Genomic DNA, 16,561 nt, shown 5'->3' on the forward strand with positions numbered 1-16,561 from the left:
GTCCCCCCTTATTTTTATATACAAAAAGATTAGGGTTTCACCCCAATCTTTTTGTATACTTTTAAACTTGTATTATTTTTTCAACTCTTCTTGCCACTCTGCAATGATTTCATCACGTTGTGCTTTTGTTACAACTTCATCGGCCACTTGTTTATATTTGTATTTATCATCTGATAAACCATAAGCCCCATATAAACCACTACGTGGAACTAATTTTGACACACTGTATCCTCCACCATTTGAACAATATGGGATGAAGATGGCATTATCTAATAAGAATGCTTCTGCTTTGGCATATAATTCAAAGCGTTTATCGTTATCATCTACCACAGCATCTGCTGCATCTTTTAACGCTTGGAATTCATATAAGCCAATGGCTTCTTTCGCTGCTGCATCGTTACCTACTTCTGAGCCTGTCCAGTTTAATCCTTGATAAGCTAACATGTCTCCACTATCTGGGTCAAAGACATCCACGTAAGTTTTTGGATCCCCATAGTCTGGACCCCATCCACGACCAATCAACATATCCCAGTTCATTTGTTCAGCTTGTTTAGCTGCATTTAATGTATCTGTATCTGAAACAATGATATTAACTGCAACAAAATCAGTTAAATTTGTTTCTAATGTATTTTTAAAGGCTTGTGCGACACGAACCCCTTTTTCACTTGTCCCATCCACTGAAATATCTAATTGAATTGGGAATTCGACCCCTTCTGCACTTAATTCTTCTTTTGCTTGATCCGCATATTGTTTAGCTAAGTCTAAGTTATAATAAGCTAATTGTCCATCTGATAAATCGAATCCTTCTGGATATTCTGTTGGATTAATCTCTGTTAAAGCTGCTGATACTAACTCTTCATATGGTACCCCTTCGCTTGTTAAAACGAATCCTGGTTGAGTTAATGTATTACGTAAGCGTCCAAGTTTTAAATCATCTCCAACGACTTGCGCAGTTAAATTAGAAACATCTAATCCGTACATAACCGCTTTACGGAAGGCACGATTTAATTTTGCTGCTGTAGTATCTTGACGCTGTTTATCAGTTTGTGGTGAAGCATCGACTGTTTCATCTGCCACTGATGAATAAGCATTACGGTCAAAGTTCCATGAAATCCAGAATGATGATGAACTTAAATCTGAAACATAAATTGAATCTCCATATTTATCTTTAGCCGTTTTATAAATCGCTGCATTATCTGTATAAACAGGAGCAGCTGAATAATCACCATTATCAAATCCTGTGAATAAGTTATCTGGATCTTTTCCATCATAATAAACTAACTTAACTTTTGGAATATAAACATGTTCTGCATCCCAATAATCTGGATTAGCTGTATACTCAATCACTGATTTAGATACATAGTTTGATAAGATATAAGCACCGTTATAAAGAATTCCGTCCGCTGCAACTTCTCCGAATGAACAGTTACCTGGATCCGGTGCACCTAATTTACATCCCTCACCTTTACTTTCTAAAAATTCTTGATTGACTGGCATTAAAACTGAATAAGTTGTAATGGTATGGAAATATGGGGTTGGGGCTTCAAGTGTATACTCTAATGTATAATCATCTAACGCTTTAATTCCAACTTCTTCCCATTCCACTTCGCCATTCACATAAGCATCTAAGTTTTTAATTGCATATTGGACTAAGTACATGGTTTGTGATTGAAATTCTGTTGCGTGACGTAATCCAGTCACAAAGTCATGTGCTGTTACATCAGCATATTCTTCACCTTCATCTGTCACCCATTTTACACCTTCACGAATCTTGAAAGTAAAAACAGTTGCATCTTCATTGACTTCATAACTTTCTGCAATCGCTCCAACTAATTGTCCATAACGATCATGTTCTAAAAGCCCGTCAACAAAGTTAGCTGTGTGCTCATTATCAGCAGCTTGGAATGAATATACATAGTCAAACGTATCTGGATCTTCACTATAGACATAGTTATAATCATTTCGATAAACTTCTGTTTCTTTTGGTGTTTCATTTGGTGTTCCACTGTTTTCTGGTGTGTCAGCTGGCGTCTCACTGTCATTACTACATCCCCCAACAGCAAGTAAACATGCTCCAGCTAACCATAAATGTTTCTTATTCATTTCTGGTCCCTCCTTCAATCTCATCACTATTTTTTGTGATGTTATTGTGTATTATATTTCCAATATTTGTAAAAGTAAATAGTCTTTAGTGATAAAATCGCTTTCAAGTGTAAAAAATATGGTTATTTAATGACTATTTAATGTTTTTAATGTGTCTAATTCATGTTCTTTCTATTAAATCATCTTATTTCTTATAAATTAATTATTTCTTTTTTATTATTTTATACTATACATAACCTCAATTTTTCTCTGATTTTGGAGCGCACGCTAATAAATTTGATTTTTTAATCTTTTGTTATGAAACGGTTAAAAATGATTCAATTGTCAGTTGTCAACATAAGGGAGATTCCCCCTTTTTCAAATCTCATTCCAAAACTGAAAAACATACTGAGTAGTGTTATTGCTGCTCACTGTCTAAATTAAGTTTCATTCTCAGTACAAACTAATCACGATCCAATTTTATTTGCTAAAATTACTTATCATTCAACTCTTACTACCTCTCGTTCTGCTTATGCCACCATCTCATCAGAACGTATTCAATTTTGAACTTAATAATCCATCAACCCATATAGTCACTATAAGGGATTCCTTTTGATTCTGTGTAATGTTTAACTGAAGTTGAATACGGAATGAATAACGCCTTATCGTTTAGATAGGGCTTATTCTTTGCATATAACTTGAAATATTTATCATCGTTATCTACTGCAACCCAACGTCTTTTCATGATTCAGAATCATATCATCCGATGACGCTTTGACAACTGTCTCATCTCACTTCAGAACAATGCCAGTTCACCCCTCACTATCGAAATATACCTACGTTCTCTGCATCGAATCCCTCGACCTATATTTTTCAATCGCCAACTTGAATCCATCACTCAATCACGTTTCATTTGATTAGCTGTTTTAGAGATAGATAAGATTGTTCACTCAGAGACCATTAAATTGACGTTAACAGATCTTTCTCTAAAATAGCTTAATAATTTTAAGCCATTTTTAAATCTGATCATTCTTCCTTTTATCAAGATAAAAAAATCATAAAGAAACAGTCGTTCTTTATGATTTTCTATTTAAGCTTATTTATTGTCTTTGTTATTCATTAACATTTCTTCACCGACTTCAACCAAGCGTTTTGTAATCATTCCTCCTGCTTTTGCTGATAAAAAGGCACGTTGGGCTTCTTGATCCAAATAATGGTCTAATGGGGCAAAGTCAGAACCAAACTCAACATCTAGTTGCTGATGTTTATAAGGAGAAGCTTGATGACTGTAGTGTTTCATGCATAATCACCTCCGACATACTTAGTATGTGCAAAGAAAAAAAACTCATGTTAAAAATTCATTTTAACATGAGTTAATCACTATCATTCATTGCTTTTAAGTTTTTTATTTCCTCTTCTAATTGTTCCATTCTAATCATGAGCTTTTCAATGGTTTCTTGTAACTTTATGATATGTAACTTATCGTCTGTTGAGCGCATGTCGGTGTGTGAATCATCGGCTCCACGTGATGATTTCGGTAAAATCTCCTCTTGCTCTGGCGCTTGACCTGAACTACTGACAGTTGATCCACTTTGTGAACCTTGTTCATTATTTTGACAAAATGGATTATCCACATTAAAACTATCAGGTGTAAAATAACGCCCCGGCCCTTGTTGATAATATTGTTGTTGTGCATTATAAGTTTCAATTGCCTGTCCAACAAGTTGTAGCCAGTTGCCAACAGCATTCTGTACGTTAAACGGTAATTCATTTGCAATGACATTTCCAAGTAATTCACCAACAACGATAAACAACTCAGGATTTACGTTTTGAAAGTCCATGTTATCACCACATTTTTTATAAAATAATCTGACAACTCAAGACAATTTTATGATAGGGTTTAACGACATATGACTGTTGATTAAAATTCTGACAATTAAATTGCCTTTAATTGTTTTAAGATTTTTGTGAAAGGTTCAATCTCTTGACATGACTCAAGCTTCTCGCCTGAACGGTAAAACGTAAGTGAAGCATTGAAACAAGGCTCTACCTTTTGTGATAAGATTAATTTTTCTAAGTGAGAAACCGTCCCGCTACTTCCGTCAATTAATCGAACCTCACTAGAGAAGATTTTTTCAAAATGATGAGCAAATAATGGGAAATGTGTACATCCTAGAACAACTGCTCCATATTCACTAATATCAAAGGATTGTAAACATTGTTTCAAATAAGGAAGAATCGCTTCATCCGAAAATTCATACGACTCTGCAAAACGAACAAGATCGGGTAATGGCAATAAATCTGTTTGATGGTGTTTATCTAGACGCTGAATTAACTGTTTTAACTTTTCTTCTTTTAATGTGAGGGGTGTTGCAGTGACTAAGACACGCTTTGTACTGTTTTCTACAGATTCAATGGCGGGTTTTACAGCAGGTTCCATTCCAATAATCGGAATAGAATATTTTTGGCGTAGCTCGGATACAGCAATACTTGTTGCCGTATTACAAGCAATCACAATGATTTGGGCTCCCTCATTTACTAAAAACTCAATGGCCTTGAAGACATACTCACGAACTTCTTCCTTTGGCTTTGGTCCATAAGGGGCATGATCTGTATCTGCATAATATAAGTATTCATGATTGGGAAGTCGTTTTAAAGCCTCGCTTAAAACCGTTAGTCCCCCAATTCCTGAATCAAAAAATCCTATTTTCATGTTAACCTCCAAAACTTTTATATTTTAAAAATTTCTATATAAAAATTTCATACGTATGAGCATTATATCATGAAAGTTCTATTTTTGACTACCTTCCCTAGATAAAGAGGCTACCTCCATGAGATAGCCTCTTCGTTTATTTATATAACCTTAAAAAGTTTTTCCAGCCCTCTAAGAGTTCTTCACGGCTACCAAAGTGATTTTTTGTGATTCCAGGAACCGCATTATCATTTTCATAAACAAAATCTACATCATAACCGCCACCGTCTGGAAACGTAATAATCCCATATAAGTGTACTCTTTCTTGTAACTGTTTAACGAGTGTGATAGCTGCACGCTCGTGACCTTCACGATCTTCAAAGTACTCCTCATCAATTTTTATAGCATCATAATAAGGGTGGAAACTCTCTTCAAAATGTTCAACTTCATCTCTTACACAAAATTGCATTCAAATACCTCCTTTATTCTTTTTCGAATTCTAGATGTTTCACAACTGCCTTAATTTTCTTTTTCGCTTTTTCAATTGCTTTTTCTTTTTCTTCCGGTGTCTCACCTGTTCCATCAACTAATAATTCTTCAAATTTCTTAATTCCCATGAATTTCATCATATCTTCAATGTAATGTAGGCCTTTATTAAATAATGGATTCATCATCCACATGATATTAGCACCTGAGGATTGAACATAAACAACTGTTCTTGGTTTATCATCGAGTAATCCCTTTGGCATCATTCCCTCAAAAGAGATTGTTTTACCCACTTGAATAATACAATCCATATATTCTTTTAAAGGAGCGGGAAAAGACAAGCTCCACATTGGAGTGGCAATAACAACGACATCAGCCTCTTTAAATTGATCACATAGCTTTACAATTTTATGAACTTCTTCTTGCTCTTTTGGAGGTAATTTCTCTAAAGCTTCTTTTTCAACCATGCAATTACGTGAGGCAAAATATTGATACTCAAGTCTCGGAATATGGACTTTATATAAATCTAACTCCTCAACTTCAAATTCAGGATAGGTTGAGGTAATCTCATTGACTAACGCACGTCCAACAGTTCGACTTGCCGATAATGTCTCTGGCTTGGAATTGACTGTGATATATAATAACTTTTTCATGTGGCCACCTCGATTTTAATCAATTGCTATATTAGTATAGACATCCTGCATTCAATTATGTAATAAATCCATTGGAGTGAATTCGATAGTTTTTGTTATACTAAAACTATATCATAACTAAGGAGCGTCATTATGAAACGTCAATTGAATCCTATGATTCCTTTTCTAATCGCCGTTATTTCAAGCGGCTGCTTTTTTATCCTGGCAGACTATATTTTCACATCAGATTTAACAAACTTCCAGCAGTCTGTCTTTAACTTTATTAGCCGTCTTCGTAACCCACATTTAAATACCCTCATGATCATACTAACAAAGACCGCTAATCCATTTCCCATTAGTGTATTAACCTTAATATTGACGTTTATTCTCGTCTTCAAACATCAAAAAAAAGAAGCTCTATTTAGCTTCTTACTCATCCTTTTAACCGCAGGAACAAATACCCTTTTAAAACACCTGTATCTTCGTCAGCGCCCAATCGTTGGTTCATTAATTCATGAAACAGGTTTCAGTTTTCCAAGTGGTCATTCAATGATTAGTTTAGCACTAGCCCTGTTACTTAGCTATCTCTCTTTTCATTTTTTATCTCGTAAGCTCATTGCTTACTTATTGAGTGCCTTCTTGTTAGCTTATACCTTTTTAATCGGATTTAGCCGTGTTTACATTAACGTTCATTATGTAGGAGATGTATTAGGCGGTTGGCTTGCCTCTATAGTAGTTTTTTCTATTCTCCTTTGTTTATTTAATCTATTTTCTCATACCAAAAAAGACCATTACGATGAACATCAAAAAGAAACGATTTAAATCATGGATCAACACCAAAATTGGTTCTTGACACTTAATTCATCTATAAAAAATCGTTCATTACATTCTAAGAAGATTCTATTCTCATAGATCATTCGATTCGGAAGAAAATAACTTCTTCGAATTAATGTTTTAATTTGATTATTTTGTCCTTCTACTGAACCATTTGTGTAACGACACTTATGGTAATTAGAAATTTCTTCTGTCCAATTTTCAAAAGGTTTAAGCGCTTCAGTTAATTCAGGAATATTTAGGGCTTTAGCTCGAGCAATCCATTGAATTAAACGTCTATAAGAATTTGTTTCATCACTTAATTCATACCAATTAATCAGTGATTCTTTAATGGCATACACTTCCGTCAGTTCTTTTGAATAGTTTAGAAGTTTTCCTAATTTTCGTTCTTCTTTCTCGCTCAAAGAATCATATCGTTTACCGATAAGGTTTTTATTTCGTTTCAGATATTTACGACTTTCCGGTGTTAGCGATAAACTAATCCGTCTTCTCACAGCCTGTAAGGCATCTGTTAGATAACGATTCACATGAAATCGGTCAGCAATTCGGATAGCATCAGGAAAAACTTCAGCGACAAATTTGTGATAAGAACGTGCTAAATCCATCACAACAGCGTAGGGTTTCAATTCTTTGAGTTGATTCATTAAGCCTTGATTTTGAATTAACGTTTGATAAGTTCTTCCCATGACTAATGTTAACAGGCTACCATTTCTTAGGTCATGAAATCCTGTATTATAAGTATGACCTTTTCGAATCGCAAAATCATCAATGCCTAATATGAGCCGAGTTGATCCTTGAGCAGCAGCGATCACTTTTCTTTGAATAGACGGAATTAAATGAGCAAGATGTTGCTTAATGAAGCGTTCACCGGTTGAGTAAGGGACCTTGAACGTATCTGTTAGTTGTTTAACAGTGGTACCGACTAACGGTTTAGAAAGTTCACGTTTATAATCGTTTGTATAACGAGTTTTACCTGTCAAAAATGCATATTGATAGGTAAAGGAAACTTCACACTGTTTACAGAAAAGCCGCTTCATCGGAATCAATAAAATGGTTTCACGATTGAAACAACGTAAATGTCTAACTTGACGTAGTTTTTGACGGCTACCTTTACAAATAACAAATGCTTGAGTACGGCAACAAGGACAAGGTTGTTTACTCTTTGTTGGACACAGGCTTAAAAATAAAACATGATCTTCTGAAATATAATAGTTACTGACTGTAACATCTTGTAATTGAATTAAATCATTGATATGATGTAAGTGCATCTAAAATCTCCTAACTTTGGTTTGGTCGCACTTACTAAAGTACAAGATTTTAGATGTTTTTTTTATAGGTAAATATAAGCATTTATTTAGTCAAGCACCATTTCTGGTGAAGACTCTAAATCATAGTTTCTTTTTATTTTTGAACATAAGATCTTTACCTAAAGTAACCGGTTACCGTTAACTTCAAAAAAATAATTAACGTTGTTCAGTTAATTTTTTGTAATAAATCTTATTTGTTTTTTCATTTAAGTCGCTCTCTAATTCTCGCCATCCATGACGGCGATAATAATCGGTTTTCCCTGTTGTAAGATAAACTTTAGGATACCCTAGTAATTGGGCACGATGAATGACATGATTCATTAATAACTGCCCATAATTACGCCCTCGATAAACTTCATCGATATATAATGATGTAATCCAAGGATATCGATCAGCCTTTTTTAAGACATCATTTTTAATTAATCCGCAGCATCCAATAATTTTTTCATCATTGACTAGCACATAAAAATCATTTAAAGAGTCACCTGCTAGTGATAAATGGCAGATTTCATCATAAAACTGGGACACTTGATTTTGATGATTCCAAACATTTTGAATATATTGAATAGCTTTCTCTGTCCCGATAGGACTTTGTTTAATATTTACGACCTGTAACATGTTTTCCCCCCTATCAAACACATTTGTTACGAATGTTTTTTTCTTAATTTTCGCCAATCTAAATCGCCATTATCGAGTGCTCTTACAAAAATTTCTGCTGATGCTATATTTGTTGCAATCGGTACATAATGAACATCACATAAACGAATTAAAGCTTGAATATCCGTCTCATGCGGTTGTGGTGTTAATGGATCACGTAAGAAAATGACAAGATCAATATCTTCTGTAACAATCATCGCTCCGATTTGTTGATCTCCACCTAATGGTCCAGATGCTAATTTATGGACACTTAAAGCTGTCCCTTCTTCAATTCGTTTTCCAGTTGTTCCTGTTGTATACAACCCATAGTTTCTTAAGATATGTTGATATGCATAACAAAAATTCACCATTTGATCTTTCATTTTATCGTGTGCGATTAATGCGACATTTAGTTCCAAGTTCTTCACCCTCATTTCACATGGTTTCCTTAGGCGTACACCTATATTACCATTTTTGATTTTGTAATTCCAACTTTTTCAAACTAAACATTTCTACGTTTTTTGACAGACTAAAAAAAGACATGACAACTAACGTTAAAGTTTAGTTATCAAAATCTGATTTTTTCATGATAAATCTTCATCTCTCTATCTCCGAACCTAGCACTTCGACTAAAGCTAAGGGGGAAGTACTTTAGTCGATTTTACTAAGTTAATAAAATAGATTCTTTACACGTTTAATTCCCACTTATGAACCGTCATTTCTACTGTTCGATCTGCAATAAATTCAATTCCTTCTGCACATAAGTCCGAATAAACCGTTGAAGTCATCGTATGTGCACCTTCTTGAGCAAATAACTCAACTGAATAAGTATCCATTAATAAACGAAGTGATAACTTACCGTCTACTAATGGAACTGGCATTTCACGATAGTTTAATCCATCAATACCACTTCTACTTTGACGACGATCAAAACTTAAGACATGACGATCCACGTCATACACGATATTTGTTTCTTGATCTTCACCTTTCATGACTTTAATTTCAAAATATTTTGCCTCTTTGAAGTCAATGACCATTTCCAGATCTAAATGACGTCCCTTTACTCCTACTAATGTTTTACTTCCTTCAAATATGACTGACTCATGACCAATATGACCACTACGATATTTCTCAATTTCACGAACTGGCCATTGATACATGACATCGCCTTTAATGCTTAATTCACGGGGAATCGTCATTGACGTCACCCATCCGTATTTATCGGTTGGCATATTTTGATGCCATGATTGCATCCAAGCAATCATAATCCGACGCCCATCTAAGCTCTCTGTTGTTTGTGGAGCATAAAAGTCTAATCCATAATCGATTTCTTCCATCACACGACGCTCAAAATGAGCCGTTTCATAGTTTAACTCTCCTAAACAGTAAACCGTTGTATTCGTATTTTTATGGCGAAATTCTTCAACAGGAACCCCTTGTGGTGACATGATTAACACATCTTGTCCATCTAAGTGGAATAAATCTGGACATTCCCACATATAGCCAAATTCATGATTACTTTCCCCTACTATTCCAACATATGTCCAATGGACTAAATCTACTGATTTATAAAGTAACACACGTGCACTGTTCTCATCACTCTTACTTCCTAAAACACAATAGTAGACTCCATCTTTAACCCATAATTTTGGATCACGGAAGTCAGTTAAACTTGAATGCTCCGGCATTTCTTCGGTCTTAATGACTGGATTATTCACATACTTATGATAATTAACCCCATCCCCAACAGCTAAGCACTGAACTTGACGGACCCAAGATTCATCATCAGGATTTGGATTAGTATGTCCTGTATACATTAAAACGTGTTTTCCATCCACTTCTAAGGCACTTCCAGAGAAGCATCCACCTGTTTCATACTCTTGATCAGGCGCCATCGCAACTGGTAAGTACTCCCACTTAATGAAATCACGACTTTTTACATGGCCCCAATGCATCGGTCCCCATTTGACATCATATGGGAAGTATTGATAAAACAAATGATACTCGCCTTGATACACTGAGAAACCATTTGGATCATTCATCCATCCTACTTCGGGCATATGATGAAACTGATTGCGCTCCTTTAATGATAAAATCTCATCTTTTTTAGATTCTACATAGTCACGAGCTTGCTGTAACTTTTCACTTGTTCCCTGTAATAACTGTTCCTTTTCAATGAACATTTTATCCACACTCCTTTTTCTTACTCCCCAAAAACGTCCACTTCCTCTGAAAAGTCCTTCTTTTAATAAAAGCGTTTTAGGTACCCTTTTATCTTATAAGATTTTTAATATTTTATCAACTTTTTTATTAAAATTTTAGTTAATTTTTCACTATTTAATTACCAAAAAAAGTCGTCTATTGGACGACTCAATCCTCATAACTCATCACTTTAAATTTAATATTTTGACTATTAAACTCCCCAATTTCTTTAAACCCTACCTTTTGATAAGTCTTGAGGGCACGTTGATTAAAATCGGCCACAGTTAACCTCAACTTTTTAGCCTTAAAATGATTTTTAGCGTAAGCCATTCCTACTTGAACAAAACTTGCCCCATGTCCCTTTCCACATAATAAAGGATTCATACCAAGCCCTATATCTAAATACTCATGATCACGATAAAAACCTTCCATCTTTCCAGCTGACACTTGAGCCGATTGGCCAAAACAGAAAAAGCCAATCAGCTGTTCTTTCTGATTAAGTACTGAATAATACTCATCATATAATAACTCTTCTAAATATTCTTCACAACCTTCAAGATTATACCAATCATACGGGGGAGAATACTGCCAAAATAATATTTTAAAGGCATCTAATTCACTCATCTTTCTAATTTTTAACTTCATATCCTCACTCCAATCCATCAAAAAAACTCCAGTGATAAAATAAATCCTCACTGGAGTATATGATACATTGCCCGCTTCAATTAATTAAATTAGAAATGATAAATTCTTGAATATTTTTCATTTAAATAATCTAGGAAATATTGTGGATTCAATGGTTCCCCTGTCACACGTTCGACTAACTCAGCTGGCGTATAGAGATTTCCTTGTTCATGAACATTCGTTTTCAACCAGTTAAAGATTTCTGTTAAATCCCCCGCTTCAATCTGCTCAGTGACATTTGGAATATCTTTTTTCATTTGATGATAAAATTGAGCACCATATAAATTCCCTAAAGCGTAACTCGGGAAGTACCCAATTAAAGCTTCCGACCAATGAACATCCTGCATTAACCCTTCTGAATCATTCGGCGGTGTGATACCTAAATACTCTTCGTATTTTTGATTCCAAAGTGCTGGTAACTCATCTACACTTACTGCACCACTAACCATGAGCTTCTCGATTTCGTAACGAATAATCACATGTAACGAATACGTCACTTCATCCGCTTCTGTACGAACAAGTGATGGTGTCACTTTATTAACAATTCGGTAAAAGTCTTCTAACGAAATCTCTTGATACTCAGGGAAGATTTTTTGTAACTTTGGATAAAACGCACGCCAAAATGAAAGGCTACGGCCGATTATATTTTCATAGAATCGAGACTGCGATTCATGAATCCCCATCGATGGTGCTTCATCTATTCCATACTCCGCTAACTGATGGGGCATATTTTGATCATAAATCGCGTGTCCCCCTTCATGAACTGAACTAAAAATCGCACTTTCGATACTTTCTTCATAATAATGTGTCGTAATACGAACATCCTTGGGTCCTAAAGATGTGGTAAACGGATGTTCCGTCTCATCCACACGTCCTGATTCTTTATAATCATACCCCATCGCATCTAAAAGCATCAGGGATAACTGCTCCTGACGACCTTTATCAAATTCCCCTTTTGGATGATGAGGTTCATCTTGCTTCGCTTTCATGATTTTATCTAACAACGCTACTAATCCATCTCGAAGTGGTGGGAAGATACGATCTAACTCTTCTACCGTCATTCCTTTTTCAAAATCATCTAAGAAAGCATTATAAATATGCCCTTCATACCCTACACATTCAGCTTGTTTTACGGCAAGATCAATCACCTGTTTTAAGTACGGTTTAAAAATCTCATAATTTTGTTGTTCTTTTGCTTTTTTCCAATATTGACTTCCTTTTGAGATCGCAATTGTTAGTTCACGCTGTAAAGATTCAGGAATTTTTTTATTTTTTTCATAAGAATCTTTAAAGTTTTCCACTAGCTTCGTCTCATGTTGAGTGAGACTTGTTTCACTACTAAGCGCCTCTAAAGCCTCTCCAATACGAGAATCCGTTGCTAATTGATGATATTGTGTCGATAAATACCCCATCACTTCACTTCGATAATCAATGGACTGACTAGGTGCCATAACTTCCATATCCCATGATACGATGCTTAACGTTGAACCTAGATAATTCATCGTTTTTAATTGTTCTTTTAAAAAATTTAATGCTTCTTCTTTATTCATGACATACTCCTCCTTTTTTAGGCTTCTACGTGATAGCTTACCACATTTTAGGAGTATTAAACTAGATTTAACTAACGATTATCTACCTTTTCTGGATATAAATCATGATTCATTAAGCGATAGTTTGCCATTTGTTCGTATTTCGTTCCTGGGCGACCGTAGTTACAATACGGATCGATACTGATTCCCCCACGTGGAGTGAATTTCCCCCAAACTTCAATATATTTTGGATCCATTAACTTTACTAAATCTTTCATGATAATATTCATGCAATCCTCATGAAAATCACCATGATTACGGAAACTAAATAAATATAACTTTAATGACTTACTTTCTACCATTTTCTCTCCTGGAATATACGAGATATAGATGGTTGCAAAGTCAGGCTGTCCGGTAATTGGACAAAGACTTGTGAATTCCGGACAATTAAATTTCACAAAATAATCGTTATTTGGATGTTTATTCTCAAACACCTCTAAAATAGTTGGATCATACGAATATTGATAAGTTGTTCCTTGATTCCCTAGTAACGTAATGTCTTTTAACTCTTCTTTTGTTCGTCCTGCCATGTTATTTTCCCTCTCCTTTTCGTGCTAAATACGTCTCAAGTCCTCGTTGTCTAAGTTCACAAGCTGGACATGTTCCACACCCATTTCCTTTAATTCCACGATAGCATGTTAAAGTATGCTCACGAACATACTCAAACTTCCCAAGCTGATCAGCTAGCTCCCACGTCTGTGCTTTATCTAACCACATCAACGGTGTATGAATGACAAAATCATAATCCATACTCAAATTAAGCGTCACATTCAATGATTTAATAAACATATCTCGACAATCTGGATAACCAGAAAAATCTGTTTCACAAACGCCTGTGATGATATGTTTTGCGCCTTTAACTTTAGCTAAAACGCCCGCAAAGCTTAAAAATAACAAATTTCGCCCTTCAACAAACGTCGAAGGCAACCCGCCATTTTCTCCTGTCTTAATGTCAATATCTTGACGTGTCAACGCATTCGGCGCTAATTGGTTTAATAATGACATATCTAATAGATGATGTTCAATTTCGAACTCTTCACAAATTCGTTTAGCGCAATCTAACTCCGCCAGGTGACGTTGATTATAATCGAAGGTAACAGCAATCACTTCTTCAAATTGCTTCATCGCCCAAAATAAACACGTTGTCGAATCTTGCCCTCCACTAAAGACCACGACCGCTTTTTGATTCATTTCTCTCACTCCCTATTTCATTAACATTAATAATTCTTGCCTTAAATCTGAATCCTGATTGATTCGTTCGCCTCGGTAAGTCACCGTTGTCGTTAACGTTCCTGGCTTTTTAATTCCTCTTGACGTCATACAACTATGCTCACCATGAATCATAACAATGATGGCGTCACTTTCTGTTATTTTTTCAACAATCTCGGCAATTTCCTCACCAATACGTTCTTGAAGTTGTAAGCGTCGTCCGACCATATCAGCAATACGTGCGATCTTACTTAATCCAATCATTTTTTCTTTCGGTAAATAAGCGACACTAACTTTCATGTTGTACATTAACGCTAGGTGATGTTCACAGTAACTAAAAATTGGAATATCACGAACGATCACACAGCGATTAGATGATTGCTCAACCATGTCCTCTTCATCAAAGGTCGTTCCAAATAACTGCGCAATTTCATCGTTACTCAACGTCATTCCGGCAAATACTTCTTCATACATTTTAGCCACACGCTTCGGAGTGTCTCTCAATCCCTCACGGTCAGGATCATCCCCTAAGGCGATTAAAATTTCTCTAATGCAACTCGAAATTTTTTCAATATCAATCTGACGTTTCATCTTAAACTCCTCTCATTTCTTTTGGCCAAATATATTTATGAAGTTGCAATTGCAAACGAACGTCATTTAATTGATGCTCTTTCATAAATTCAACGATTTTTGATGGTTCAATGAACTCAGTGACGGGACTCAAATAGACGCGACATTTTTTTGTTAAATGATAACTTTTAATAATCGATAAGGCCATATGTAAATCTTCATAACCAGCAACGACAAACTTATAAACATCTTGCTGATCAACGACATTTAAATTTTGATGACACATTTGCGCACTCATCTTACTAGTAGGACATTTATAATCCAAAATAAAATGAATATTAGAATTTTTATACCTTTCCTTTAACCCCGTAATATCGATTGATCCATTACTTTCAACATGGATACTCAGCGCCTCATCCTCAGCTAGTGCATCCAATAACCATTCGATATTTGGCTGAATGAGTGGCTCACCACCGGTCAAAGTCACATTTTTAGTTCCTGCTTTTTTAATCAACTCATAGATTTCTTTCGTACTCATCTTAGTGATACAAGCTGTCCCATCCCACGAATAGGTTGTATCACACCATATACATTTTAAATTGCAACTTGAAAAACGAATAAACGTGGCTAACTCTCCTGATGTGGGCCCTTCCCCATCAATCGAGACAAACGTTTCAATGACATTAAACATTAATCTTCCTCCGTATAAATACAACTATTCGTTGGCGTTTCAAATAACTCAACCTCTGTTACTCGTACCCCTCGTTTTTTAATCTCGTTAAAAATATGACGCGACATTTCTTCAGCTGTTGGTCGATAAGGAACAAATAAAATCTCAAACACTTTCCCTGATTCATTTAATTTTTCCACCACTCGCTTTCCTTCTTCATTTTCCTCAATGACTAATTTATGATCAAATAAATCATGAACTTCTTTTAACACAGCTTTTACTTCCGAAAAATCATCTACCATTCCGCGTAATTGACCGCTTTCATGTAAAGTTTGGCTAGACACTTTAACAACTAATCGATAACGGTGACCGTGGATATTCTTACATTTCCCAACATATCCACTTAAATAATGGGCCATATCAAATTGAATTTCACTTTTGAGTGTAAACATAACATTCTCCCCTTAATTTTAAAAAAGCTTCTTTTTGTATGAAAAACTAGACATACAAAAAGAAGCTTTTATTTCTATGATAGCAATAAAAAAGGGCGCACAAAGGCGCCCATAGTTTCTTATCTATACGAGCCTAGTTTTGTTTAAAGACAGGATGGTCTGAATGAACTGTCTATTTAAATTAACAACCTATTTATACCATTAATATTAATTTTTTACAAGTAATAATTCGAGTTTTTCTTCATTTCAAAATACCGTGACATAAAAAAAGGAGGTTCTTTCGAACCTCAAAACAGGGGATGATTTATAAATATTGGGATGAAAAGAGAGAATATTACGAAGTTTTTGGGGGAACTTCGTAAATATAAATTAGGGTAGTGTCTTGTTCTTCAAGACATTTATCATTATGCCACACAACTCCCTCTGTTTTGTGTTCTTTTCGTGTTAATTGTCGGATTTTGATATTTTTTTGTTGTGTTTATCTTTTTTCAAAATAAAAAAAAGGAGGTTCTTTCG

Annotated in this window: 19 protein-coding genes; 1 reads left to right on the forward strand and 18 read right to left on the reverse strand. The window is 35.1% G+C overall.

Going from position 1 to position 16,561, the window contains the following annotated elements:
* Nucleotides 1-72 precede the first annotated feature (72 nt).
* From NEH74_RS01095 to NEH74_RS01125, 7 genes are all read right to left on the reverse strand, one after another.
* On the reverse strand, nt 73-2,103 hold the full coding sequence (locus NEH74_RS01095) for a peptide ABC transporter substrate-binding protein (RefSeq protein ID WP_055305577.1): 2,031 nt from the start codon (nt 2,101-2,103) through the stop codon (nt 73-75).
* Nucleotides 2,104-2,662: 559 nt separating this feature from the next.
* Nucleotides 2,663-2,827, reverse strand: a complete 165-nt coding sequence (locus tag NEH74_RS01100) for a hypothetical protein (protein ID WP_156344113.1) — start codon at nt 2,825-2,827, stop codon at nt 2,663-2,665.
* Nucleotides 2,828-3,178: 351 nt separating this feature from the next.
* A complete protein-coding gene (locus tag NEH74_RS01105; protein ID WP_055244513.1) occupies nt 3,179-3,382 on the reverse strand; it encodes a hypothetical protein in 204 nt (67 codons plus the stop codon).
* A 73-nt stretch (nt 3,383-3,455) separates the two neighbouring features.
* Nucleotides 3,456-3,923 (reverse strand): hypothetical protein, encoded by a 468-nt coding sequence (locus NEH74_RS01110; protein WP_055305578.1) that lies wholly within the window; start codon nt 3,921-3,923, stop codon nt 3,456-3,458.
* Nucleotides 3,924-4,018: 95 nt separating this feature from the next.
* Nucleotides 4,019-4,795, reverse strand: coding sequence for a glutamate racemase (gene murI / locus NEH74_RS01115; protein WP_055305579.1), 777 nt, complete (start codon nt 4,793-4,795; stop codon nt 4,019-4,021).
* A gap of 136 nt (nt 4,796-4,931) precedes the next feature.
* Nucleotides 4,932-5,243 carry a hypothetical protein gene (locus tag NEH74_RS01120; RefSeq protein WP_055305580.1) on the reverse strand — a complete coding sequence of 104 codons (312 nt, stop codon included), beginning with the start codon at nt 5,241-5,243 and terminating at the stop codon, nt 4,932-4,934.
* Between the two features lie 13 nt (nt 5,244-5,256).
* Nucleotides 5,257-5,913, reverse strand: coding sequence for an FMN-dependent NADH-azoreductase (locus tag NEH74_RS01125; protein WP_055244505.1), 657 nt, complete (start codon nt 5,911-5,913; stop codon nt 5,257-5,259).
* Between the two features lie 132 nt (nt 5,914-6,045).
* On the opposite strand from NEH74_RS01125, the gene NEH74_RS01130 reads away from it, so the two are divergent.
* The gene (locus NEH74_RS01130) at nt 6,046-6,714 is read left to right on the forward strand and encodes a phosphatase PAP2 family protein (RefSeq protein WP_055305581.1); all 669 of its coding nucleotides are present in this window, start codon (nt 6,046-6,048) and stop codon (nt 6,712-6,714) included.
* Nucleotides 6,715-6,722: 8 nt separating this feature from the next.
* On the opposite strand, the gene NEH74_RS01135 is transcribed toward NEH74_RS01130, so the two are convergent.
* The 11 genes from NEH74_RS01135 to queD form a co-directional block, all read right to left on the reverse strand.
* A complete protein-coding gene (locus NEH74_RS01135; protein ID WP_262940949.1) occupies nt 6,723-7,994 on the reverse strand; it encodes an ISL3 family transposase in 1,272 nt (423 codons plus the stop codon).
* Nucleotides 7,995-8,189: 195 nt separating this feature from the next.
* Complete coding sequence (locus tag NEH74_RS01140) at nt 8,190-8,651, reverse strand: GNAT family N-acetyltransferase (RefSeq protein WP_055244500.1); 462 nt, start codon at nt 8,649-8,651, stop codon at nt 8,190-8,192.
* 26 nt (nt 8,652-8,677) lie between these two features.
* A complete protein-coding gene (locus NEH74_RS01145) occupies nt 8,678-9,088 on the reverse strand; it encodes a methylglyoxal synthase (RefSeq protein WP_411040358.1) in 411 nt (136 codons plus the stop codon).
* A gap of 267 nt (nt 9,089-9,355) precedes the next feature.
* Entirely contained in the window at nt 9,356-10,852 is a 1,497-nt protein-coding gene (locus NEH74_RS01150; protein WP_055305407.1) for a glycoside hydrolase family 32 protein, read from the reverse strand.
* Nucleotides 10,853-11,039: 187 nt separating this feature from the next.
* Nucleotides 11,040-11,534 carry a GNAT family N-acetyltransferase gene (locus NEH74_RS01155; RefSeq protein WP_238581285.1) on the reverse strand — a complete coding sequence of 165 codons (495 nt, stop codon included), beginning with the start codon at nt 11,532-11,534 and terminating at the stop codon, nt 11,040-11,042.
* A 71-nt stretch (nt 11,535-11,605) separates the two neighbouring features.
* A complete protein-coding gene (locus NEH74_RS01160) occupies nt 11,606-13,105 on the reverse strand; it encodes a carboxypeptidase M32 (protein WP_055305406.1) in 1,500 nt (499 codons plus the stop codon).
* Between the two features lie 71 nt (nt 13,106-13,176).
* Nucleotides 13,177-13,674, reverse strand: a complete 498-nt coding sequence (gene queF, locus NEH74_RS01165; protein WP_055244492.1) for a preQ(1) synthase — start codon at nt 13,672-13,674, stop codon at nt 13,177-13,179.
* 1 nt (nt 13,675) lies between these two features.
* Nucleotides 13,676-14,335 carry a 7-cyano-7-deazaguanine synthase QueC gene (gene queC / locus NEH74_RS01170; protein WP_055275419.1) on the reverse strand — a complete coding sequence of 220 codons (660 nt, stop codon included), beginning with the start codon at nt 14,333-14,335 and terminating at the stop codon, nt 13,676-13,678.
* Between the two features lie 12 nt (nt 14,336-14,347).
* Nucleotides 14,348-14,944, reverse strand: coding sequence for a GTP cyclohydrolase I (folE, locus tag NEH74_RS01175; protein WP_055305405.1), 597 nt, complete (start codon nt 14,942-14,944; stop codon nt 14,348-14,350).
* 1 nt (nt 14,945) lies between these two features.
* A complete protein-coding gene (queE, locus tag NEH74_RS01180; RefSeq protein ID WP_055244486.1) occupies nt 14,946-15,614 on the reverse strand; it encodes a putative 7-carboxy-7-deazaguanine synthase QueE in 669 nt (222 codons plus the stop codon).
* Nucleotides 15,614-16,045, reverse strand: a complete 432-nt coding sequence (gene queD, locus NEH74_RS01185; protein WP_055244484.1) for a 6-carboxytetrahydropterin synthase QueD — start codon at nt 16,043-16,045, stop codon at nt 15,614-15,616. The genes queE and queD overlap by 1 nt, the downstream gene beginning before the upstream one ends.
* Nucleotides 16,046-16,561 lie beyond the last annotated feature (516 nt).

The organism is Turicibacter sp. GALT-G1 (assembly GCF_025594995.1).
Classification (GTDB): domain Bacteria; phylum Bacillota_I; class Bacilli_A; order MOL361; family Turicibacteraceae; genus Turicibacter; species Turicibacter bilis.